Annotated in this window: 20 protein-coding genes and 1 pseudogene; 8 read left to right on the top strand and 13 right to left on the bottom strand. The window is 63.2% G+C overall.

Features of this window, described 5'->3' with window-relative positions:
• Nucleotides 1-118: 118 nt before the first annotated feature.
• The 8 genes from M1D51_RS15200 to M1D51_RS15165 all read right to left on the bottom strand — a co-directional run bounded on the left by M1D51_RS15200 (nucleotide 119) and on the right by M1D51_RS15165 (nucleotide 9779).
• On the bottom strand, nucleotides 119-1474 hold the full coding sequence (locus tag M1D51_RS15200) for a patatin-like phospholipase family protein (RefSeq protein WP_458107074.1): 1356 nt from the start codon (nucleotides 1472-1474) through the stop codon (nucleotides 119-121).
• Nucleotides 1471-1953: a hypothetical protein gene (locus tag M1D51_RS15195; protein ID WP_309138446.1), complete on the bottom strand. Its 483-nt coding sequence runs from the start codon at nucleotides 1951-1953 to the stop codon at nucleotides 1471-1473. The genes M1D51_RS15200 and M1D51_RS15195 overlap by 4 nt, the downstream gene beginning before the upstream one ends.
• Nucleotides 1950-2432, bottom strand: coding sequence for a hypothetical protein (locus M1D51_RS15190; RefSeq protein ID WP_458107073.1), 483 nt, complete (start codon nucleotides 2430-2432; stop codon nucleotides 1950-1952). Before M1D51_RS15190 ends, M1D51_RS15195 begins: the two co-directional genes overlap by 4 nt.
• Complete coding sequence (locus M1D51_RS15185) at nucleotides 2429-3400, bottom strand: acetoacetate decarboxylase family protein (RefSeq protein WP_458107072.1); 972 nt, start codon at nucleotides 3398-3400, stop codon at nucleotides 2429-2431. The genes M1D51_RS15190 and M1D51_RS15185 overlap by 4 nt, the downstream gene beginning before the upstream one ends.
• Entirely contained in the window at nucleotides 3397-4470 is a 1074-nt protein-coding gene (locus M1D51_RS15180; RefSeq protein WP_458107071.1) for an alpha/beta fold hydrolase, read from the bottom strand. Before M1D51_RS15180 ends, M1D51_RS15185 begins: the two co-directional genes overlap by 4 nt.
• Nucleotides 4467-6497: a hypothetical protein gene (locus M1D51_RS15175; RefSeq protein WP_458107070.1), complete on the bottom strand. Its 2031-nt coding sequence runs from the start codon at nucleotides 6495-6497 to the stop codon at nucleotides 4467-4469. The genes M1D51_RS15180 and M1D51_RS15175 overlap by 4 nt, the downstream gene beginning before the upstream one ends.
• Nucleotides 6494-9199, bottom strand: coding sequence for a GMC oxidoreductase (locus tag M1D51_RS15170; protein WP_458107069.1), 2706 nt, complete (start codon nucleotides 9197-9199; stop codon nucleotides 6494-6496). Before M1D51_RS15170 ends, M1D51_RS15175 begins: the two co-directional genes overlap by 4 nt.
• Nucleotides 9200-9347: 148 nt before the next feature.
• Complete coding sequence (locus M1D51_RS15165; RefSeq protein WP_172325153.1) at nucleotides 9348-9779, bottom strand: hypothetical protein; 432 nt, start codon at nucleotides 9777-9779, stop codon at nucleotides 9348-9350.
• Nucleotides 9780-9919: 140 nt separating this feature from the next.
• Between M1D51_RS15165 and M1D51_RS15160 the strand changes: the two are divergent.
• Together M1D51_RS15160 and M1D51_RS15155 are read left to right on the top strand one after the other, a co-directional pair.
• A pseudogene (locus tag M1D51_RS15160) lies at nucleotides 9920-10432 on the top strand (SDR family NAD(P)-dependent oxidoreductase); the annotation flags it as partial.
• A 42-nt stretch (nucleotides 10433-10474) separates the two neighbouring features.
• Entirely contained in the window at nucleotides 10475-11071 is a 597-nt protein-coding gene (locus tag M1D51_RS15155; protein ID WP_458107068.1) for a dihydrofolate reductase family protein, read from the top strand.
• A gap of 25 nt (nucleotides 11072-11096) precedes the next feature.
• Here M1D51_RS15155 and M1D51_RS15150 read toward each other — a convergent pair whose 3' ends face one another.
• Nucleotides 11097-11603 carry a hypothetical protein gene (locus tag M1D51_RS15150; protein ID WP_458107067.1) on the bottom strand — a complete coding sequence of 169 codons (507 nt, stop codon included), beginning with the start codon at nucleotides 11601-11603 and terminating at the stop codon, nucleotides 11097-11099.
• A 225-nt stretch (nucleotides 11604-11828) separates the two neighbouring features.
• Here M1D51_RS15150 and M1D51_RS15145 point away from each other — a divergent pair, with 225 nt between their 5' ends.
• The 5 genes from M1D51_RS15145 (at nucleotide 11829) to M1D51_RS15125 (ending at nucleotide 14739) form a co-directional block, all read left to right on the top strand.
• A complete protein-coding gene (locus M1D51_RS15145) occupies nucleotides 11829-12155 on the top strand; it encodes an ArsR/SmtB family transcription factor (RefSeq protein ID WP_458107066.1) in 327 nt (108 codons plus the stop codon).
• Complete coding sequence (locus M1D51_RS15140) at nucleotides 12152-12979, top strand: cation diffusion facilitator family transporter (protein ID WP_458107065.1); 828 nt, start codon at nucleotides 12152-12154, stop codon at nucleotides 12977-12979. The genes M1D51_RS15145 and M1D51_RS15140 overlap by 4 nt, the downstream gene beginning before the upstream one ends.
• The gene (locus tag M1D51_RS15135; RefSeq protein WP_458107064.1) at nucleotides 12976-13644 is read left to right on the top strand and encodes a DsbA family protein; all 669 of its coding nucleotides are present in this window, start codon (nucleotides 12976-12978) and stop codon (nucleotides 13642-13644) included. The genes M1D51_RS15140 and M1D51_RS15135 overlap by 4 nt, the downstream gene beginning before the upstream one ends.
• Nucleotides 13645-13900: 256 nt before the next feature.
• Nucleotides 13901-14332 (top strand): LexA family protein, encoded by a 432-nt coding sequence (locus M1D51_RS15130; protein ID WP_172322630.1) that lies wholly within the window; start codon nucleotides 13901-13903, stop codon nucleotides 14330-14332.
• On the top strand, nucleotides 14314-14739 hold the full coding sequence (locus tag M1D51_RS15125) for a hypothetical protein (RefSeq protein ID WP_253951383.1): 426 nt from the start codon (nucleotides 14314-14316) through the stop codon (nucleotides 14737-14739). Before M1D51_RS15130 ends, M1D51_RS15125 begins: the two co-directional genes overlap by 19 nt.
• Before the next feature lie 41 nt (nucleotides 14740-14780).
• On the opposite strand, the gene M1D51_RS15120 is transcribed toward M1D51_RS15125, so the two are convergent.
• Nucleotides 14781-15971, bottom strand: coding sequence for an MFS transporter (locus M1D51_RS15120; RefSeq protein WP_458107063.1), 1191 nt, complete (start codon nucleotides 15969-15971; stop codon nucleotides 14781-14783).
• 944 nt (nucleotides 15972-16915) lie between these two features.
• On the opposite strand from M1D51_RS15120, the gene M1D51_RS15115 reads away from it, so the two are divergent.
• The gene (locus M1D51_RS15115; RefSeq protein ID WP_458107062.1) at nucleotides 16916-18214 is read left to right on the top strand and encodes a Y-family DNA polymerase; all 1299 of its coding nucleotides are present in this window, start codon (nucleotides 16916-16918) and stop codon (nucleotides 18212-18214) included.
• Between the two features lie 43 nt (nucleotides 18215-18257).
• Here M1D51_RS15115 and M1D51_RS15110 read toward each other — a convergent pair whose 3' ends face one another.
• The 3 genes from M1D51_RS15110 to nirB are packed head-to-tail and all read right to left on the bottom strand — an operon-like array spanning nucleotide 18258 to nucleotide 23102.
• Nucleotides 18258-19415 (bottom strand): uroporphyrinogen-III synthase, encoded by a 1158-nt coding sequence (locus M1D51_RS15110; protein WP_458107061.1) that lies wholly within the window; start codon nucleotides 19413-19415, stop codon nucleotides 18258-18260.
• Nucleotides 19416-19427: 12 nt separating this feature from the next.
• On the bottom strand, nucleotides 19428-20462 hold the full coding sequence (cobA, locus tag M1D51_RS15105; protein ID WP_172322627.1) for a uroporphyrinogen-III C-methyltransferase: 1035 nt from the start codon (nucleotides 20460-20462) through the stop codon (nucleotides 19428-19430).
• Nucleotides 20463-20471: 9 nt separating this feature from the next.
• Nucleotides 20472-23102 (bottom strand): nitrite reductase large subunit NirB, encoded by a 2631-nt coding sequence (nirB, locus tag M1D51_RS15100; RefSeq protein WP_458107060.1) that lies wholly within the window; start codon nucleotides 23100-23102, stop codon nucleotides 20472-20474.
• Between the last annotated feature and the right edge of the window lie 109 nt (nucleotides 23103-23211).

Genomic DNA, 23211 nt, shown 5'->3' with positions numbered 1-23211 from the left:
CAGCGTAGGGGGCTGGTTTTTCGCGGGTGTTTCCCCGCTGTTGCCATCTTTGGCGTATCCGTAGCGCGCTGTTTACCGGCCGGTAATAACGTGCGTCACATTGAGCCGGCGGGCGCCTTCAATACCGGCGCAGCAGTTCGCGGAAACCTCTGCCCGCGAAACCCGCCGCCGCCCCTGCGCGGTCCACGATTCCGTGGGCGCCCACGGGTTCAACGGAGGCCAGGAGTCCGGCGGCATCGCCCAGGCTCATGGTCAGATCGGCAATCAACCCACCCACTTCAAGCCGGGCGCGCCGGGAATCTGCCCAAGCATCCGGCCCCGGATCATCCCTAAGGGTGCGTGTCACCGCGAGGTTCTGCCATCCGCCGTCCACCCTTATCCGGGCGCGGTAGGTGACGTCGTCACCGCGGGTCTCCAGCCGCCCACCGGCCAAAAAGGCCCGCCCGAAGCTGGAGTGTTCCAGATAGCCACTGAGCTGTGGAGCTTCGTCATGGGGATCGGAGGGAGAAACCACTGTGGCCTTGAAAGTTACTGGCAAGCCCTCCAGCGTGCCCCGGAGCGTGTCGTTGAAGCGGACTCCTGGCGCCGGCTCGGTCATCGCCGTGCAGCCGGCGTCCTTGGCCAAACCGGCCGGCCGCATGGTGTCCAAGTAGGCCCGGGCGTCCCTGTAACCCATGCCGATCAGGGTATCGGCGTCGATCCTGCCCAGATAGAACTCCGGATCCAAGGGAAGGGGGTGCCGGGGACGGACCACATGGAGCACAAACTTCCGCCCAGCGGCCTCGGCAGCATCGAAATCAGCCAGGAGGGCGCCCATGGCACTCATCTCGATCATGTGCACGTACTGTTCCAACGGCCCGTCGCCCCAATACGGCGTGTTACCGATGCACCAGATCAGCCATACTTCCTCTGCACCACGCCGCAGGGCTTCGGCCACGTTGGCATCCCTGATCCAGACGGCGTCGGTCCACACCTTTCCGTCCCGACGCAACGGGGTCAGGAAAATCGGAAGTGACATGCCTGCAGCCATGAGCCCGGCGTCAATGTCCGCTGCGTCGATCGCGTGGCAGCGCTTCTCGGTGAACTCCACCACGTTGAAGGAACCCTCGACGGCGTCCGGTTGGGTTGCCCGGGCACGGATGGTGGCGTCGTGGATGCCCAAGGCGGGGAAGACTTTGCCGAGGATACCGTCGGCGTCGCCCACGGCGGGTAACGACCAAGGGCCCTTGAGGTAGTCGCCCAAAGGCAAAGCCGATCCGAAGTCCTTGACGTCAACGCCTGACCAGCGGGTGCACATCTCATCCGGTGAAACGCCGGAGAGCATCATGCCGGCCGTGAGGATCCCGCCGGAGGTGCCATCGACGTGCTGGAATTCCAGGCCTTCCTCCGTGAGCGCTTTCACTACGCCGGCCTGCCAGGCCACCCGCATGCCGCCGCCGGCGAGGACCAGTGAGCGCTTTGTGGTGTGTTTCACCCTGTCAGCCCGATGTTGGCTGGTGCTGCGCTGATCCGGCGCCAATAGATGAAGAGCAGTATCCCGGTTGCAAGGTCAAAGAAGGCAACCAGCAGGGCAACGGGGGCGAAGACGCCGTTGAGGACGCCGATGCCCACCGCCCCGAAGGCTCCTGTTTTCTGCAGACCGGACCACAGCACCACTTCGGGGGAGGGTACGTCGTTGAGCAGGGTATGGAGGAGGAGTCCTCCCACTACCACCATGAACATGCCCACAGTGCCGAAGAGTTGGCGGGTTTCGGGGGTGGAGTCCGCGCCGATGAGTTGGAGGACTTGCCCGCCGAAAGGGACCTGCACGGCTCCGGTCAGGACGGTGATGATGGCAATAGCTGCCAGGACCGCACGGAGGGGATCGGCGAGGGCCCAGGCGAGGGTGCCCGGCGGGTGTGTTTTCCGGGATGGTGCCGGACGCCCGGATTGGGTGGGCTGGTGGGCGCTCACGCGTATGACTCCAGTAGCCGGCCGCGGTCTACCAGGAGCCACACCATGGCGGCCCAGGTCAGGGTGGAGACGTAGAAGCGGATGTCGTTGAGCATCATCCAGCGTTTGAGCAATGACCTCAGTTCGGTGTCGTCAGCGAAGTCGCCGCCGCGTATCCGGACGTTGATGGGGATGATGATCCCTTGCCCCACCCAGGTCAGGACGATGATTCCCAGCAGGCAGATGGCGGCGGGGATGACGCGGATAGTGCCCCACTCGGACCAGACCAGGATGCCGCCGGAGATGAACATGACGGGCACCACGATGGTGAAGAACTTGGTGGCCGCCCGGGTGGGGATGCCGAAGTGCATGTCCACGTTATCGCGGGCCAACGATTCCCAGGTGGGGTAGAGGAAAAATTTGAGGACCCACATGGTGCCCACGTACATGGTGGCACCGAAGAGGAAGTAGAGGGCATTCAGGAGCAGTAGCCAGTTCACCGGGCACCACCGTGGGGCGCCGGGCTTGGAACGGCGCCGGGGACCCGGCTCCGGTCCGGCGGCGTCAACCATTCCTGCCCTTGGCCCAGCTCCACCACACTGTCCATCATGTCCCCGCCACGAAGGGCTACAGCCTCCAGTGGGGTGGGAGCGGTGAGGAACCACGCTTCGTAGTGGTCATCCAGGACTCCGTGGGCTTGGGGCAGCCAGGCGGTGAACACCGGTTTGCTCTCTACTTGCAGGTTTTTCAAGGGTTCGACGCCGGGCGCGTCACCGAGGACGAGCCGCGCCTTGGCCTGGGCGCCGAGGGCGATGTCTCCTGTGGCTTCGAAGTAGATGTCCGATTTCCAGAGCATGTTCCGGAAGACGCAGTAGTTGGAGGCCGCCAATTTGAGGGGCAGGTTCAGGGGTTCGGGCCGTTGGATTTCGATGTAGCAACCCAAACGGCCGTCTTTGTCGTATTGGGCTGAGACGGTGGTGTCGGTAACCACGAAGTCCAGGTTGGCCTGGTGCTTGGGCATGCCCCAGATTCCCTTGCCCCCTTTGACGGAAACTTCTGAACTGACGGGCAGGTCAACTACGAACTGGCCGAGTTTGAAGGTTTTTTGGAACATCAGGGGAAGGATGGGCGGGGCGGGCCTGCTTCCGTGGGTGATGGCGATGGCAAGGGAGTACTCGATGTATTTGCCGATGTCGGTGGATTTGTAGTTGACCACTGTCACCACCAGCAGCCCCTTGCCGCCCAGGACGAAGGGCCGCATTTCCGAACCGGGGAGTGCGGCGGCGGCTGCGCGCTTGTTGATGGGGAACGCTGCCATTAACACGGGCGAGTCATCGGAATTGACGGGCATGAGGTATTTGATGCCGTCCGCGAAGGCATGCTGCCCGCGCAGGCGTTCCTGTCTCCGCGGAACGGGGGAGGGCAGGAGCTTGAGCAAAGGTGTGGCCAGTTCGGTGAGGTTTTTCATGGCTTCGGCTCCTGGGCTGTGGTCAGTACTGGGGTTCGATTCAGTTCGTCGATGATGATGGGGAAGGTGTCCTGCCAGGCATGCTCGCCGAAGAAGACGTCCAGGTGGCCGTAGCCGGGGATGAGGTGGAGGGAGTCCTTCCCGGGGCGGTGCTTTTGGAAGAATTCGTAGGTGCGTTGCTGGCTTTCGGGAAGGAAGCATCGGTTGTCCAGGCCGGCGATGAAGGCGAACCTCGCATCGGTCTGCGGGGCGTCGGCCACCAGGTTGTCCGGCAATTCAGGATGGTCCCCGGCCGCCACCATGTGCCCGGCCTTGATGCTGCGGCCCATTTCTTCGAAGAATGTCACGGGTACTTCCGCAAACTCACCGGTGAGCCATTGGTGGGTGGCGTCGTCGAGGTTTTCATGGGACCAGAGGGCGGGACGACCGCTGCCGTAGGTGAAGCTGACCATCTTGCAGACCGTGTTGTCGCATTCATGGTGGGTGGCTTTGACCAGGCCACGGATGGCCCGTGTGAAATAGCCTTGGGACTTGTAGCCCCACGCCGGAGACAGGTATGGCGTGAAGGCTTTGACCACTGGCGTGAGGTAATCGATTTTTAGCCGCGAGAACGCCGGTACTACCGGGTGCAGGGATACTGCGTTGGACACGATGGTGTCCACCTGCGGCAGCAGTCCCGCCACGGCCGACATCGTGAAGGACGTGGACCCCTGGCAGTGGATGACGGCTTTCAAGCTCTGCGCGCCGGTAGCGTCCAGGATGTGCTCGACGGCGGCTGGATGGTCGTGCACGGCGGCATCGGCCAGCGTCCATGACAGAGGATCAAGGTCGATCGATGCACGCCAATTCAGCATCCAGACATCCCACCCGTCCTCGAGGAGGACATCAACAATGGTGGTACCGACCGGCGGCCTGAACAGTTCGGCCCGGACGCCGGAGCCGTGAACCAGGATCACCGGCCCTTTGTCCGCTTCAACAGGTGAGGTGACGTGGACCAGGCTCAGCGGTGTGTTGTCCCGGGCACGGATCGGGATGACCTCGGTCCTGTGCTCGGCACGGGTGATCATCATGGGGTGCTTCCCTTCCCTGCGATGGTGATGGGTTCTTCAAGCAGCCGCACGGACGGCAGGCCGGGCACCGGAACAAGCCGCGCGCCGTCGTCGTCCGGTGCCAACTGCCAATCGCGGCAGATGGTGTCCACCATCAGCGGGTAGACGGTGAGGTTGTTATCGGCAGCGAGGTGAAGGCGGAGGAAGCCCTTGTGGTCCTCGATCGATTGGCCGGACATTTTCCAGGAGGCCACCTCTCCGCTGGGTGTCGCCAGGATGTACAGGGCGAAGGCCTCGCTGCCCAGCGCCCAGCCGCCCAAGTGCACCAGGGCAATCGACAGCAGCAGGATCAGGACGTCCGGCCACCCTTCCGGCCAGGGAATAAGGATCACGACGGCGGCACTGACCGCGAGCGCGGAGAGTTGGTACAGTGCGCCGCGGACGAAAACGACGATGCCCGCTGTGGCCACTCCCAACCAGCGCGCGAGCAGGGACCCAACGGCCAGGAGGAGGGGCACCGCAAAGATCAGGAAGAGCACCACTACCAGTGTGTTGCCGCGGGCCAGGCTGCGCAGGCTGTCCACGAATCCTTCCCCGCGGAAGGCGCTGAATACTGTCCACAGCGTTAAGGCAGCCACCACATGCACTATGCCCAGCGACAGGCCGAAGCCAGGGTTGCGGATGGGGAGCCAGCACGGGGAGAAGGGGTTCGCCAGTTGCGGCCCGAGCAGACGGGAGTCCCCTTGGCCGGGAAACGTTGTGGGCGCTCGGGTGAAGGTGCGGGGTGTGCCCTTTTGTTGTGTTCCGGTCTGGTGGGGGTTGCGCACGCTGGAGGATTCACCGGTCACGGCCGGGCCGGGCAGGGTGAGGTGTTCGGGGAGGTCGTGGGTGTCGGAGAGGTAAGCGCCGCCCAGCCCGCAGGTGATCATCTGGGTCCTGCCGGGATCCGGGATCCCGTCCTGGTTGCCGGAGGGATCCGGAGGAGGGGAGTCCTCGTAGCGGGAGTAATGGTGCAGGTCTCCGGTGAGCCAGAGCCTGACGTTGGCGCCGGTGGCCTCGAACAGGCCGGATTCAGGGTTGAAGCGGCGGCGCAGGTAGTCCTGTTCAAAGAAATCCACCTGCCGGAACCCGCCCCAGCCGGGTTCAGCAGCATCAACCCAGAACGGGGCGGCGACGCAGAGGATGATCGCGTCACCGGGGACCAGGTGCAGGGTGACGTTCCGGTAGAAGTAGTCCAGCTGTGGCTCGTCAATGTATTGCCCGAGTTGGCTGTCCAGGCCCAGCAACCACCAGCCGGGGGTGCCGTTCCGGCCCGGACCGGGAGAGGTTCCCGTGAGTCGGAGGGCAAAGTAGCTCCGGGTTTGGATGGTCCGCCAGCTTCCGATGCTCCGCTGCCTGGTAAATACGCGGATGAAAGAGGTGAGGCCGTCGTACCAGTCATGGTTTCCGGGGAGGGCGAGCATGACCGGAGGCATGTTGTGGGGCCCGCTTTGCGCACCTTCGGAGCTTCTTGGCGCGCTGAGCGGGCCTCGCAACGCAGGTGGGAAGGCCGTCCGGTACGGACCCACCATCCGATTCTCGTACGCTGACGGGGACGCCACCGGATAGACTTCATCCCCGCCCAGGACCAGCACGTTGCCCCGGGGAAGTTCCCGCCCGTCCACCCTGAGCGAGTCCTGGGCCAGCAAGGACGCCACAGTGTAGGTGGCATCGAATCCGTCGCCGAGGTCAGCGGCAAAGTCGAGCCACATCTCCGTTGTTGTCGGCGCTGAGGCACGCTCCTTTTGAAGATCAGCAGGCGCTGGAAGGCCCCGGCTGGTGACAGCGGGCTGGGCCGGTTGGCCAGGAACAGGCAGCTTGTCCAAACGCAGTGGGTCCGCGGGAAAACTGCCCTCGAGCTCGCGCTTGTCGCCAAAGTCGGCAAAGACTGTAGCCGCAGCCACCTTCAACGCGGTCCGGGCCAAGGACATGGGCGAGAGCCAACGAACCGCCGTCTGGGGCGTGAAGCCCAGGACAGCGTAGTGCTTGGCGAGCTCCCGGCTTTTCATTTCTTCGGCTTGGCGGGGAACGGGACCCGTCTCAGGCCCCGGCCGTAGACCTGCCACAGTTCGCCGCCGAACAGCTTCCCGAAGGTCACCAAACCTGCCGCAGGCGCCGCTCCCTTGGCACGGAACGTGGTGAGTTGCCTGGCGAAGTCCAGAGGACGGATGTAGAGGATGCCCGCGCCAACGACGCCGTCGTTGCCAGTGCCGCTGGCGACACCGGCGGCCGGTTCAGTACCCTCGCTGTCCGGAGGAACATGGCCCCGCAGCACGGTGGCGTACAAGGTGGTGGTGTCCGCCCAGAGGTCCAAACCCGCCTCGTTGTGGATCAGTTTGTGTCCGGTGAACGTGAACGGTGTTCCGCCCGGGTCCCGCAGCCACAACCGGTACAACATGCGCCTGGCCGGTGCGCCGTCGTCGGAGGTGTCCTGGACGAACAGATTGAACCAGCCCCGCTCCACGGGCATCCGGCCGCCGAAATAGTCCGCCAACACATAGCCCTCAGCTGTGGCCGGATGAGCCGGATCGGACGCGAACGCCTCAATATCTTCTGCAACGATGGTCAGCTCGAACATGATCTTCCTGCCCCGGTCCCGGCCCAGGCTCCGCCCCTTCTCCGGATCGGTGACACCAGGACTGAACCAGCCGTGCATCTGCTCGGTGAATCGGACGGACGTGGCCTCCTTACCGCTTACGCCTGCAGCGCCGCGACTGCCCAGTCCGCGGCTGCGCACTTGGGGAACCGCGGAGTCTTCAGCTGCGGCGCTCGCAGGTTTTTCCTCCGGTGCGGCCTTGCCTTTGGTGGCGTCCGGCGCCAACGCGCGCGGAGCCAACGCGGCGACGTCGACGACGGCGCCTGCTGCCTCCCGCTGGGCGGCCGCCTCTTCGCTGGCCCCGCCGGAGCCTGCCGCATCTGCCGGGCGGATGCCCCGGCGGCCGGGTTCCCCTGCGTTCCCGAGGATGTGGGCGCAGGTGCGTTCGGCAAACGCTGCGATGGTCAGGGACGGGTTGGCGCCCACGGGGCCCGGCATCGCGGCTCCATCCACCACGAATAATCCGGGATACCCGAAGACCTCGCCATAGGAGTCACAGACCGCCTCGCCCGGATGCCGCCCGGAGGGTGCTCCTCCGATCGGGTGGACCGTGATGACGCGTTTGGCCCACCAGAGGGGGTTGTCGATGAAGTCCCCGTCCAGGTCTTTGGAAATGGACTCCATGGTTTCGCGGACGCGGCCGAAGTACTCCTTGGACGTTGCCATGGTCCAGGCGATGGCCAGCCTCCCGTCGCGAAGGGTCATGACGCCGTCCGGAACGTCCCTGCCCATTCCCAGCAGCGGCACCGAACTGGAGGACAAACGGCCGTCGCCCAACGCTGCGGCGAGGTCGGCGGAAACGTTGGACCGGCCGGCGTCGAACAGCCTGTCCTTGAAGAGCTGCCCGGCCACCTTGGCGGTCCGCTTGATGGTGGTGCCCAGCTGGGCTGTCTCGATGAGCCAGTTCATGAAGGCCGGATACCCTGCGTCCTCCACGTAGTAGCCGCGGCCATCGCCGTCGTCGTCGTGTGAATCCGGGACCCTGATGGCCGTGGTGATCACCGGACCCCGGCTGCCGGCCAGGTTCCGCACGCCGGGCCGTGAGCCGTTGGCCGGGGGTGTCTTTGCACCCATGATGAACGTTAGAAGGTCCCCGTTTCCGCTGAAACGGGTGCCCAGGGCGTCGCTGAGTGCGGGGAGGGAACCCCGGTTGCGGAGCAGGAGGAAGTTGGTGCCGAACGTGCCGGCACCCAGGATGAGCCGGCGGCAATGGATGATGCGTTCGGTGAGGAGCCCGCCATCATCATCCGGATGATGCACCACATAGCGGACTTCATAACCCCCGCCCTGCGTACCCGGGTCCAACGGACGGATCCCGCGGACATCGTGGAAGGTCCGGACGTCGGCTCCGTTGAAGGCCGCCGCAGAGATGTAGTTGTGGTCCAAGGTGTTCTTGGCGCCGGCGTTGCACCCGATGTCGCATTCACCGCTGAGCGTGCAGGTGGTGCGCACCGTGGCGGGTCCATGGATACTGCCGTAGCCGGGCATCGGCAGTGCGTGGTTGGTCCGCGGTTCGGTCCCAGGCGCTGCCGAGAACGTCACGGCTATAGGGGGTCTGGTGATGGACAGTCCCAGGTTCGCGGCGGACTTCTCCATGGCCATGGTCTTCGCGGTGTCCTTATAGGGGTACGGGACAGGCTGGAGCATGGCTTCGGCGGCATCGTAATAGGGATCGAGGTCTGTTCGGGTGAAGGGCCAGTTCTCATAGCCGCCGCCGGGGATGGGGGATTCGTTGACGAACCACTTTTCGTCTTTGCGCAGGAGGACGTTGGCATAGATCAGCGAACCACCGCCCAAGCCGCTGGACACCAGACCCTCGGTGCCGCGGAACGTCCAGGCGTCAAAGAGACCGTACAGGCCCCGGTCCGGGTCCCAGAAGTTGCGGCCCATCTCCGAGGGCGAGCGCGCGAAGCTGCCCGGCGGGTACGGTTTTCCGCGTTCCATGAGCACCACGGACTGCCCGGCCTCGGCCAGTCGAAGCGCCGCAACGGAACCGCCAAAGCCGGAGCCCACCACCACGGCGTCGACCTTTTCGATGCCATCGCCGCGGCGTGCCTGATCAGAAACGGGGTCGGGCCCCGCATCCCCACTGTTCCCGGTCCCCAGAGGACCCATGGCCGTTCCTCTCAGAGGAAAGCTGACTACATAGCTGCAGCTGACGGCGCCGGGCCTGGCCGGGCGATGCCTCCGCGGACTATGGGGCTTATGTTCCCACCGGGCAGGGGATCTGTAAATGAGGCGGTGACAGTGGATTCCGAGTGCACTAGGGAATGCGGGTGTAGATCATGTCAAAGTCGTGTTCCAGCGGCCCGCCCGGGTAGCTGCCGCGTTCCAACCGGGCCGTGATGGTGTTGCCGTCCTCGGAGAAGTGGCCGACAAAGCGTTGGGGCCAGTCGGGCCCGTCCCGGAACAAGGTCCACACCTTGTCCTTGAGCGTCATGTCGTAGATCCTTGCGACGCCCCGGGAGTCAAAGTAATGCTGTTGGAAGGCTCCATCCGAGCCCGTGGCTCCGATGACGCTGACCGCATTGGGATACTCCGGCCGCTGGACCGTGGAACGCTGAATGAGGAAGCCTCCACTCTCCAACCATTCAAAGGTGGTCCGGCCGGGCACATCCTTGCCCGGAACTGATGTTTCCCAGCTACCGACGAGGATATTAAGCTGCTCCATCGTGGGTTGTGGATCCCGTGCCATGGCCGGCCTCTTTTCGCGTCTTCACGCTGTTGAACAGCTTCAGGGTATGACTCGTCGACGTCCCCGCATAGAGTCTGAGGGTGGCTGAGTCTTCGAAAGTTGCTCTTGTAACAGGAGTGGGCAGGCGCCGGGAACTGATCGCTGCAGCCCGCGGTCTTGGGCCGGTGCGTGGCCTGGTGATCTCCCATTGCGAATCAGTGGATAGTTCCATCCCCACCACTTCCCTGGAGAGTTGGGATCGTCATTTTGCGGTGAATGCGCGCGCTGCCTGGCTGCTGATCAAGGCCTTCGCGGAGCAACTTCCGCCTGCCATGCCAGGTGAGGCAGGCGGACGGATTGTGGCCCTGACCAGCGATCACACCGTGCACAATGTGCCGTACGGTGCCAGTAAGGGAGCATTGGACCGGATTGTCACTGCTGCCGGCGTTGAACTCGGTGATCGGGGAGTGCGGGCAAATGTGATTAATCCGGGACCGATCGACACTGGCTGGATGGACGATGCCACCCGCGGGTGGGTCAAAGGTGCAACGCCGGCCGGGCGCCTGGGAACTCCGGAGGATACTGCCCGGCTGGTGAGGTTCCTTTTCTCTGACGCCGGTTCCTGGATCAACGGCCAGATCCTGAACAGCAACGGTGGTTTCAGCGTTTCCTGACCACTGGTGCGCCTGGCACTCAGCTGGTGGCAGGATGGGCCCATGAGCCGAGTCACCTGTGATCTCACTGTTTCCCTTGACGGATATGTTGCCGGGCCCAACCAGTCCCTGAAGGAGCCGCTTGGTGAGCGCGGTGAGAGCCTGCACCGTTGGCAGTTCGAGGAACGGGAAGCCAACTCGGCTGAAATTGCGGGCATCCTCGAAGCCGGTGCCTACATCATGGGGCGCAACATGTTTGCCGGCCCCGGACCTGGCGCGTGGGAAAAGGACTGGCGAGGATGGTGGGGTGAGGAGCCGCCCTATCACTCAGCTGTCTTCGTCCTCACCCACCATGCCCGTGAGCCGTTGGAGATGGACGGCGGCACCACCTTCCACTTCGTCAATGATGGGATCGAATCGGCGTTGGCCCAAGCCCGGGAGGCCGCCGGGGACAGGGATGTGGCGGTTGCAGGGGGAGCGCAAACCGCCCGCCAATTCCTCTCCGCGGGCCTCATGGACGAGCTCAGGCTCCACATCTCGCCAGTGATCCTTGGTGGTGGTGAGAGATTGTTCGACGACGTGGGGAACGTGACCCTGGAGCCGATCGAGACCCGTGGCACCGGGCTCGTCACCCACGCACGGTATCGCGTGCAGCGCTGATCCGGACCTGGCGACCAACGCGGCACTACGGCTGGCGGGTGACCCTGCGCGTCTCTCGGAACTCCTCGGGTACCGTGACAGTGCCTTTTGGTACGGCGACGGTAATGCCCTTCTTTGTGACACTGGTGACGTTCTGACCCAGCTGCTTCGCGTACTCGACGACGGGCCTCGCCGCAGCCTTGTTGCGGACGATTGCTACGAGCGCGACGACGAGGAACGCAAGGGTCATCAGGCCGGGCACCATGACGACGACCACCTGGTTGATGAGACCGTTCAGGAACAGTACCGGGCCGAGGAACCACAGCGCCACCGTGGAGAACATCATCACGAGAACCAGTTTCTCAGAGCGTGCGTGGACGGCCTGTGCGTGTGCCAGCTCATCCGGGTAGCGTTCCTTGAAAATGCGGGTGACATCGGCGCTCAGCGCGTCAACGACGTCGTTGTTCAGTGCCCGCATGGCTCTCCAATGCTCGTTGTACCGTCCGGCGGCGGACAGTGTTTGCCCTGCAGCCGGAGGGGATGGTCCTGCCAAGAAGCCGTTACCTTGGCTTCCTTAAAGTACCCTTCTTTCGCCGCATCTACTGAGTGGGATGTACTGGCGGACCTCCATGTAGCTTTTCACCAAGTAGGCCCGGTTTTCAGTCGTAAATGTTCGTCTGCCTACTCGTTGTTAGCTGCAGACTGGCAGCCCTGGAGGGAGACGGAGCAGTCAAAGTACAGAATTGCGTGAATACAGCAGCCGATGTACTTTGTTTGTATGGAGACGCTCACTCAGGCACCTGTGCTGGCCCGGTTCGGCTATGCGGTGTCAGACCCTACCCGCGCCCGGATTCTTCTGGCACTCTCGGGTACCCCGTCATATCCCTCGGATCTGGCCGATTCGTTGGGGGTGTCGAGGCAAAGCATGTCCAATCATCTGACGTGTCTGCGCGGCTGTGGGCTGGTGGTGGCGGTCCCTGATGGGCGGCGGAGCCGGTATGAGCTGGCCGACGTGAGGCTCGGACATGCCATCAAAGACCTGATCGCTGTCGTCCTCGCAGTCGATCCGGCCTGCTGCGCCCCGGACGGGACGTGCCTGGTATGAGCGCGGTCCTCGAAGCTCCTGCGCCGGAGCGCCGGCTTGTCCTGATGCGTCGCATCCGCCTGTTCGCGGCCGCGACCATCACCTATAACGTCATCGAGGCGGTTGTCGCACTCTGGGCCGGAGGGGCTGCTGACTCGTCGGCGCTGATTGGCTTCGGCCTCGATTCGATCATCGAGGTTACCTCGGCTCTTGCCTTGTCCTGGCAGTTCTCCGCCAAGGACCCGGAGCGGCGTGAGCACCTGACGTTGCGGATCATTGCCATCTCCTTCTTCGCCCTTGCCGCGTTCGTGGCCGTGGACGCTGTCCGCTCACTGACCGGGGCGGGAGAGGCCCAACATTCAACGCCGGGCATCGTTATCGCTGCGTTGAGTTTGGCGATCATGCCGGTGCTGTCGTGGGCTCAGCGCCGCGCCGGGCGGGAGCTCGGCTCCCGGACCGCAGTCGCCGACTCCAAGCAGACTCTGCTCTGCACCTACCTCTCCGCCGTCCTGCTGATAGGCCTGGTTCTGAACAGCACCCTGGGCTGGTGGTGGGCCGATGCCGGTGCGGCACTGGTCATCGCCGGGATCGCCGTCCGGGAAGGCATCAACGCCTGGAAAGGCGAGGCTTGCTGCGCCATTCCGCACGCCGATCGCCACGCCGACGAAGAAGACGACTGCTGCACGCCCACCGATAAGACCCCAGCAGCATCCGCTCCGGCAATCATCGAACTGGCACTACCGGCCGATGCACAGTCCTCGGACGCCTGCTGCGCCGGGTGCGGATCGGACGCCGCGGCTGAGCCTGTGACCGTGAAGCTTGGGGCAAAGCCGGCCGATCGATGAGCGCAGTAATTTCCGGCCGAAGGGTCCGCATCGCCATCTGGATCCTCCTCGGCGCAATCGTTGGCGCCGGAGTGATCTGGTACGCAGTACTCACCGCCAACAAGCCGGCTCCACCGGCCCCACTCGCGGCCGCCGACGCGCAGCTCGTCAGGGACGACAGCCACCGGGTCACGAGCCCGGCCACGGAGAAAGCCCAGTTGGTCGAATTCTTGGACTTCGAGTGTGAGTCCTGCCGCGCCGCCGAACCGCTGGTGGCGGAACTGAAGAAGGAATACGGGGACAGAATCACGTTCGTCCACAGGTACTTCCCGTTGCCCGGTCACCGGAACTCCGGCACCGCCGCCTTGGCCGTGGAAGCGTCGGCCCAACAGGGCAAGTACCAGGAGATGGCCTCCAAACTCTTCGCAACCCAAAGCGAATGGGGTGAAAAACGGGACTCCCAAGCCGCGCTGTTCAGGACGTTCGCCCAGGAACTCGGTTTGGACCTGACACAATACGATGCCGCGATCGCAGACCAGAGCACCAAAGACCGGATCAGTCAGGACGTCGCCGATGGGAAGACCCTCGGCGTGACGGGTACGCCTACGTTCTTCCTGAACGAAAGGAAGCTCACCCTGAACACCGAAGCCCAATTCCGGCAGCTCCTCGACGAGGCCGTGCGTTAAAAGTCCCACTCTAGGCTCAGCCGGGAGGGGCCCCCTCCGCGCCCACCCTCAACCGTTTGCTGCAACATTCCTGCAGGAAACGCACGATTCCCCAGCGCGACCAGTCCGCCCATGCTCTAATTTCACACCCGCCGGCGGTCTTGCAGGCCTGGAATGCCAAACCATCGTGCACCCTCGGAACTTGGTGGAGTCAGCGCAATGTCCGCCATCGGCTGTACACTCAAGTATCGAACATATATTCGAATAAAGGTGTGTTGTGGGCGTGATCGTCGGCCCCCGCGTGATAGATGCGGGCTTTTCCCTGATGTCAGTATTGCTGGCACCTCTCCCGGTGGCGGCCGGGTATCCCTCGCCTGCGCAGGACTATTTTGATGGCAGGATCGACCTCAACGAGCACCTCATTAAGGATGTCACCAGCACTTTTGTGGTCCGGGTGACTGGGCAGTCAATGGAAGGTGCCGGGATCAGTGATGGCGATGAATTGATCGTTAACCGCGCGCTGCAACCAAAGGACGGGTCCGTCGTCGTGGCCGTCCTTGATGGTGAACTCACCATCAAGAGGCTCCGGATCACGCCCTCTGGAGTGATCCTCCAGGCCGACAATCCCAAGTATCCGGACATTCGCGTCCCGGCGCTTTCCGAACTCACCATCTGGGGAGTTGCCACCACATGCCTGCACCACATCTGAGCGGGGCCGGTTTGCAAGGGCCCGTTCCCAGCGAACTCTGGGAACGGATGGGCGCCGAATTCGGCTTGCCGGATCTGGAAAGAGTCCGTGGTCGGCTCGCCCAATTACATGAGGATCCTGAACCTGTGATGCAACAACTGGTACGGGTGTTTTCTGCAGATGGCACGTACTGTCCGGGTTTTCAGTTCCGTGAAGACTTGTCCTTGCACCCCGTGGTGCTGCGCCTGTTTGCGCATGCCATGGAACTGAGGATTCCGCACAACTACTTTTCGGCCTGGATGGTCACCGGCTGTCCGGCACTGCGGGATGCCAGGCCTGTGGATTTGTTGGACCGGCTGGTGCCAGCTGTCCTCGTCTCTGCCTTGGAGCGCTCCTTTGGATCCAGACCAGGGGATGGGCGTATTTGAGGGCCGATGATCTTCCTTAAATACAGTCTCGACGCCGGCCACTACGCCACCTTCACCATGGGTTCTGTTCGTACTCCTCCAAGTAAGAGCGGAAGTAGTCCGGCGTTAACCAGTGTGATGACGCCTGCAGTGACGAGTAGTCCTTCCGGGCCTATACCGATCCAGAGCGGAGCCCCCATGACTCCACCGAGGGCATCACCAACCAGGAAGGCGGTCTGCGAAATCCCGAAGATGAATCCTGTGGCCTTCGCAGGGATCACGGCGTACTGGATGGTTTCTTCTGCCGCAACGGCAAGGGATACGAATGCGGCGCGCACAATGAAAATAATCGCGATCCACAGAACACCAAACCCCAAGGCGAGGGCGGCCGCCGTCGTAATGAGTCCAGTAAAAACTTCGGCGACTGTGAAAAGTCCGAAGGGTTTGGTCCCCTTGCTGTGGCGTGAAAAGAGCCACGTGGCTCCGATCTGGGCGAGGCTCATGAACGCCATAATCAATGCTGCCTGAGCCGCTGTGGCTCCACCGTTGGTCAGAATCAGAGGCAGGTACGGTGCAACCAAGCTGACATAGAAGCCGGAGACTGCTCCTATGACAGCCAACTTGGCCGCGATCGCCGTGTATCGCCGGCGATCAAGTGTGGAATCGGCCTGTCGAGGCTCTTCTTCCACACGGGGACGCACAGGCGGCTGAGGGGAAATGAGAACCCAGACAAACGCGGCGGCAATCAGCGCAGGCGCGGTCAGCAATGCAGTCCTTGCTCCGTCCAGCTGCGTTGCCGCCAGCGCGAAGACCGAGCCGGCGCCCACAGTGCCCAAGAGGATGCCGGTCTGATTGCCCAGATTCCTGGCTCCAACAATCTTCGGTATCTCATCATCAGTTGCAGTGGCACGGACCCAAGGCCTGATGGCCACGAGGACCAGCGAAGCGCCTGCCCCGGCAATTGCCGAGAAGACAACGACAGGGACGACGTCGGTAAAAAGTCGACCAGCGATTCCGATACCGTAGATCAGCGTCCCCAAACGAACAGAATTGAGGCCACCAAAGCGATCTGCGAACGCGCCCCAAGCAAAAGAGAATCCTCCTACGACTGCCATGACGGCATACCCGATGCCGAATGCGACCAGCGCGCCAAGTTGTTCAAAATAGAGGGGTTGGGCGATCTTGGACATCCACATGCCACCGGCAAAAAGAACCGTGAATAGTCCGAGCTGTCCGCGCAATCCGACTTTCATGCGGAATAGCTCAGAATCGCTTCGCCGTTGGCTGTCTTAAGCTGCGGCCAGGTCAAGCGTCCGTTCCCCGGGCTTTCCATCCTTGACTGCATTGACTTCCCCCAGGCCATAAATGATGGCAAACCTTTGCTGCCTCGGATGAGGAAGTTAACACAAGCAACTGCACAATCAAAGTCATATGGATTCTATTTTTCACCAGACAGCAACTGTCGGGCTGAGGCTGCTGCTCCTTGCCCTCGCTGCACCCGGCCCGCCGGTCTATCCGCGTTGCGGGCTCGTCTCCAGGGCCCGTCGACGCTGAAGGGCGCCCACCACGAAGTACGGCAACGTGCGCAATAAAAGCTGAACAGATAGTCCGGTTCCTCGTTGGTGCCGCGGGCCGCGTCGCCACAATGGCGTCAGAAGCGTGATCGGATGGCGGGGTGCGGAAACGCTTGCCAGGCGACGATGTAACGGCGGCCCGGTTCGAGGTTTGTATTCTGCGGGCATGGGGCTAGCCGCCGTGGCGGCAACCTACACCCAAGTGGCGGCTGGCAGCGGCGAAAGTGTCGTCATCGAACAATCAGGTTTCGACCCCAGGCCTATTCCGTTTATTCACAAAAATCGTGGGGGCTCTGGCAACGAACTGTCCCGTGGCTGTCCGCCATAGAGGTCTTCGACCCCAAGGACTGCATACTGACGGAGGGAAGTGGCAACCTTGTGCTCCACTGCGGAGCCGATGGCATCGTGGTGCCGCGCTAGGGTCGCTTCCCACGAACCAGGAAACATTTGAGAGCCAATATCGGCAGCTAAGTTCTTCGACCCAGGAAGCGGCAGGTTCTTGACCGCCGTCTTCTTGTCGGGGCCTGGCGGTACAGTAAAGGTATTCGAATATATATTCGAATGCGCGGCGTGTCCTGCTCCGGAACGGCGGCGCGCGTGCTATGCCCGAACGGAGGAGAACCATGTCCAAACCAGCACCCATGCATCGGATGCAGGAGATTGCCCACGTGGATATCAACTGTTTCTACGCATCGGCGGAGCGTGCTTTCAACCCTTCCCTCGAGGGCAAGCCGCTGATAGTGCTGTCCAATAATGATGGCTGTGCTGTGACCAGGTCTCCGGAAGCGAAGAAGCTGGGAATCGGCCTGGGCGACCCATGGTTCAAACTCGCTCCGCGGGCCAAGGAGTGGGGGCTCATTGCCCTCTCAAGCAACTACGAGCTCTACGGGGATATCAGCTCCCGCGTGATGGAACTCCTGGCCCGGTACTCAGCATGGCAGGAGGTCTACTCCATCGATGAGGCGTTCCTCGGGGTGAAGGGCCGCTCTGAGGACCTGCTGGAACTGGGGCGCACCATCAAAACTGCGTGCCAGCGACACGTGGGGGTGCCGGTCTGCGTGGGGATTGCCCGCACCAAGACGCTCGCCAAGCTGGCCAACAAATGGGCCAAACACAATCCGGCCTTCAACGGCGTATGCCGTTGGGACTCGGTTCCTGAAGCCCAGCGGGAGGCCTTGATGGCAAGGCTGTCGGTGATTGAGATCTGGGGTGTAGCCACCAGGCTGACCAAACGGTTGAACGCCATGGGGATCTTCTCCATCCTTGACCTGGTCAGGGCCGACCCCGTGGCCCTGCGGGACAAGTTCTCCATTGTCATGATGCGCACAGTGCTGGAGTTGCAGGGAACCCCTTGCATCCCTATGGAAGAGGAAAGGATCGGGCGTGACCAGTTGATCTTTTCGCGCTCCTTTTCCACCCCGATCACGACGACGGCGCAGCTGCGGCAGGTGCTCAGCGTCTACGGCCAGATGGCAAGTGCCAGGCTCGCCAAACACGATCTTCAAGCAAAGCTGCTCACAGCGTTTGCCGCCACCTCGTTCTATAATCCCAACGACAAGTCCTTTCCCACGGTTAACGTCAAGCTGCCTATGCCCACCTCGGATCCCGTGCTGCTGACCAAGGCCGCCCACGCGTTGGTTCCCAGAATCCAGGAAGGCGTCAGGTACGCCAAGGCCGGGATCATGGTCACGGATCTCAGGCCCAGCGGCAACCAGAAACCGTTGGAGATCTTCGAGAACCGGCACGAGGAGCGTGGCATCGGCCCACTGCTGGAGCAAGTCAGCAAACGGTATGGCCGCGGCTCCATCGGTTTGGGGCACGCCGGCATCAAGGGAGGACCGGACTGGTCCATGAAACGGGACATGCTCAGCCCCCGGTACACCACCAACTGGGACGAACTTCCCTTGGTAAAGGCGGCCTGAGGTGGGCGGACGTCACCACTGCAGCAGAGGCAGCCAAGGCAATCTAAGCCCGCAGCCGGTAACCGCGCTTCACTACTGTTTCCACGAGCTTGCCGTCCGGGAGAGAGGAACGCAGGCGGCTGACCGTCATGTCCAGGGCATGCACGGAGCCGCGGAGGTCCAACAGATCCGAGAGCGCCTCGCGGGACAACACTGCCCCGCCCGCGCCGAGCAGGGCACGCAGGAGCAACAGGGGAGCGGGCGCCAAGTCAATGACCTCGCCGTTGATCCGCAGGCACCGCCCGCGAAGCTCAATGGTGGCGCTCCTTGTCTCCAAGCGGCGCACATGGTTGAGGGACAAATGCTCGGTGACCAGACGGATCAGCGCCCCCATGCGGTAACGGTCAGGGATCAGTGGCGTCAGACCGGCGTCGACCAATGGTTGTGCGGTGACAGGCCCCACTGCGGCAACCGTCACAGGGCCCTTCAAGGCTTCGATGAGCTGACGGTAAAGGCCCATTTCGTGGGCTGTGCTCCACATCGCATCCACGGCAGGTGCGCTGGTGAACGTCAGGACATCGAGGTTGCCGCCCACCACAGCCTCGATCAGGCGCGGGAGCTTGTCCTCGCCGTCGGGCTTCACCCACCGGTAAGGGGTGACGGTCAGGACCGTGGCACCGGACATGCGCAGCCGTTCCAGCTGGCGCACATCGGTGTAACCATGCAGCTGCACGGCCACCGTCTTGCCGCGCACGCCCTCGGCCAGGAGCATGTCAACCAGTGTGGCCGTGGTTTCGTCACTGCTGATTCCGACGTCGGCAAGTCCGGCCGCCCGCACGGCACCGCGGGCCTTGGGGCCCCGGACGAACATCCGGCAGGCGGACAGTGTTTCCAGCAATTGCTCGCCGATCCCGAAAGAATCAGCGGCCTCGCACCAACGGCGCATGCCGTAAGCGGTGGTGGCGATACAGATGTCCGGCTTCGCGGCAATGATGGTGCGGGTGTCCTCGATGAGGACCATGTCTTCCTGGACAGGGGCGATCTTCAGCGCGGGGGCGTGCAACACGCTCGCACCGCGGCGCTCCAGGGCCTCAATAAGGTCACGGGAACGGCGGTGCGAGGTGACGCCGATCCGGAATCCATCCAGAGGCGCTTCGGCGGCCTCGGAAACTTCCGGTACGGCATTAGGGTCCTGGACTTCAATGGCGCGTGCAACAGTCATGTGTTCTTACCTTCAGGCTTCAAGGAGCGAAGCCGCGAGGCGGCTCAGTTCGGCGGATGCTTCTGCATGGTTGCGGTTGGCTTCAGCCACCTTGACCACTTCGCCAATAACCAGCACAGCCGGGTTGCTGCAACCGGTGGCAGCTGTTTCGATCGTACCCAGGTCAGCAATGGTGGTGCGCTGCCCGGGGCGGTATCCACGTTCCACCACTGCCATGGGCATTTCCGGGTTCATCCCTGCCCGGCGCAACCCTGAGGCCAGCTGGGGAAGGGTGCCGATGCCCATGAGGACCACGATCGTCCCGCCAAGGCCGGCTAGATGCGTATGCTCCTTTTCGGTCAACGGGGCGTGGCCGGAAACTACGGTGAACATGTGGCTGACTTCGCGGTGCGTCACCGGGATTCCGGCTGCGGCGGGAACGGAGATGGCGCTGGTGACACCGGAAATAACCCGTACCTGTACGCCGGCCGCAACACAGGCAGCCACTTCCTCGCCGCCCCGGCCGAACACATAGGGATCGCCGCCCTTGAGCCGGACCACGTTCTTGCCCGCCAGGGCAGCTTCCACCATGAGCTTCTCGATGTCGCGCTGGGTCACCTTGTGAAGGCCCGGCTGCTTGCCCACGTCCACCAGTTCGGCAGAGGTCAGATCGGCGAGCTCCTGGTACGGGGCCAACCGGTCATAGAACACAACATCGGCATCGCGCAGGGCATCCACGGCGCCAACGGTCAGGAGGTCCAGTGCCCCCGGACCTCCTCCGACCAAGGTCACGTGGCCCTCGGCGCCCGGGGCAGGCTCAAAGGCCACGGGAACACCGGCCTCGCGGCAGCGTTCCACCAACGCCAGCCAGCCGTCGTCGCCGTCGTCCACTACTGCCACCAGGAAGGGGCGCTCCGGGAGCGGTCCGTCACCGGGCGCACCTGCAGGTGTGCTCAGGCGGTACACGTTGGCGCCGGCAGCCTGGTATCGCCGGATGGCTTGGCGGGCAGACCTGGCCGAGCCCGTTACGAGGACGTCGCGGTCGGTGAGATCAATGGTGAGCTGCATGGTGGACCCCTAGTTTTCTACGCCGACGGTTTGGCTGCGGACCGGGATGGTGGAGGCGATCAGCACGCCGCCCTTTTCCTCGTTGGTGGCCGGGCGGATCTGTCCACGCTCCGGAACGAAGGAAATGGATTCATCCTTCTGGTTGGGCGCGTTGACGAAGGAACGGAAACGGCGGAGGCGCTCCGGGTCCTTCAAGGTCTCCGCCCACTCGTCCTCGTAGGTGTCAATGTGTTTGGCCATGGCGGCTTCAAGCTCCTCGGCGATACCCAGGGAGTCCTTGACCACCACTTCCTCGACGTGCTTGATGCCGCCGTCCAGCTCCTCCTGCCAGCGCGCGGTGCGCTGGAGGCGGTCAGCGGTGCGGATGTAGTACATGAGGTAGCGGTCGATGTACTTGAGCAAGGTTTCATCGTCCAGGTCCTTGGCCAGCAGCTGGGCGTGCGCCGGAGTGGCGCCACCGTTACCGCCCACGTAGAGGTTCCAACCGTCAGCTGTCGCAATCACGCCGACGTCCTTGCCTCGGGCCTCGGCACACTCGCGGGCGCAACCGGAAACACCCATCTTCAACTTGTGCGGGCTGCGGAGGCCGCGGTAGCGAAGCTCCAACGCGATGGCCATGGCTACCGAATCCTGCACTCCGAAACGGCACCAAGTGGATCCAACACAGGACTTCACCGTCCGGAGGCTCTTGCCGTAAGCCTGTCCGGACTCGAAACCGGCGTCCACCAGTTCCTTCCAGATGTCCGGAAGCTGCTCCAGGCGCGCACCGAACATATCGATACGCTGGCCGCCGGTGATCTTGGTGTAGAGGTTGTACTTCTCCGCAACGGCTGCGATGACGCCAAGGCCCTTGGGGGTGATCTCACCACCGGCGATGCGGGGGACCACCGAATAGGTGCCGTCCTTCTGCATGTTTGCAAGGGCGCGGTCATTGGTGTCCTGCAACGAACCTCGGCCGGCATCCAAAACGTAGGCCGAGTGCTGGCTGGCCAGGATGGAGGCAATGGTCGGCTTGCAGATATCGCATCCCGCGCCGGTGCCGTATTTGGCCATGATCTCTTCGAACGAGGTCAGTTCCAGCACCCGGATGGCGTCGAAGAGTTCCTGGCGGGACAGGCTGATGTGCTCGCACAGTGCCTTGGAAACTTCGATGCCGGACTTCGTCAGTTCGCCTTCGAGGAGTTTCTTGAGCATGGGGACGCATGAGCCGCATTGGGTGCCGGCCCGGGTGCAGCCTTTCAGCTCACCGAGTTCCTGCGCGGGGGAGTTGCCCTCGCAGGCTCCGCAGCCGTTGATGGCGTCGCGGATGGTGCCGGCGGCCACGTTGTTGCAGGAGCACAGGATGGCGTCGTCGGGCAGCTCAGTCTCAGGTGCCTCACCGCCACCGGCAGCACTCAAGTATGCTCCGGGTTCAGCGGCGAGTTCGCGGCCCAGGAGCGGCCGCAGACTCATGTACGGGGAAGCGTCGCCCACGAAGATGCCGCCCAGGAGGGTCTTGGCATCATCAGTGGTGACAATCTTCTGGTAAACGCCGCGTGCGGGGTCGGCGTAGACGATCTCCAGGGAGTGCTCGGTCCGGGCGAAGGCGTCACCAAAGCTGGCCACGTCCACACCGGACAACTTGAGCTTGGTGGCAGTGTCGAAGCCGGGGAACGTCGCCTCGCCACCGTGCAGGCGGTCGGCAACGATCTCGGCCATGGTGTTTGCAGGTGCCACCAATCCAAGGCACATGCCTCCGAAGTTGGCCACTTCACCGATCGCCCAGATGCCGTCTACTTCAGTGGCGCAGTAATCATTGATCACCACGCCGCCACGCTGGCCCAGGCTGAAGAGCTGCTCCTCGCCCTCTGCCGCGCGGAAGAGGTCATCGCGCGGCCTGACGCCGATAGCTACGATCACGAGGTCCGCATCAATGGTCCGGCCGTCCGCCATCAAAACGCCGGTGACGTTGCCGTCGTCGTCCGTCAGTACTTCGGAGGGGAAGACGCCACCGTGGACCTCGAAGCCCTTGGCTTCAATCAGGCGACCGAGCGACTGCCCGGCGCCCTCATCCAGCTGGGTGTTCATCAGCCAGGGTGCGCCGTTGATGACAATCGGAGTGGCACCCAACTGCTCGGTGCCGGCAGCGGACTCAAGGCCCAGCAAGCCACCACCAATAGTGACCGCATTGACCTTGCGGCCAAGCTTCCCGCGCAGCTCGGCGATGGCCTTGTTGATGGCCCAGACGTCTTCGAGGGTGCGGTAAACGTGAGTGTGTTCGGCGCCGGGAATGGGAAGACGGGCGGCATCCGAACCCGAAGCAACCACCAAGTGGTCGTAGTCATAGGTGTTGCCCGCAGCGGTCAGGACGCGCTTAGCGACGGAATCGATCTTGACGGCGCGCTCGCCGGTGATCAAGGTCAGGGCTTCGTGGTCCCACATGGACGCATCGCCCAGGGTGAGGTCAACATCGGTTTCCGTCAGGGCCTTGCTCAGCGCCACACGGTCATAAGGGAGATGCGCCTCTTCGGTCAGCACCGTAACCTGCCAGCCTTCAAGACCGCGATTGACCATGGCATCGGCGAAACGGTGGGCAGCGGGGCCGCCGCCGACGACGACGACGCGGCGCGGGTTCTCTGTACTTGAAGTGTGTCCGGTCACTGGTGGGCCTTTCGCAGATGTTGCATACGGATCTGTTGCAACTTGTGCCTTCAGCCTAGGGACGGGCAGTTTCGCTTCAGTTTCCCTTTTGTTTCGTGATCTTAACTTC

This window comes from Arthrobacter sp. R3-55, assembly GCF_054161505.1.
Note: the sequence above shows the minus strand (reverse complement) of the source record. Positions and strands in the feature narration are given on the sequence as shown.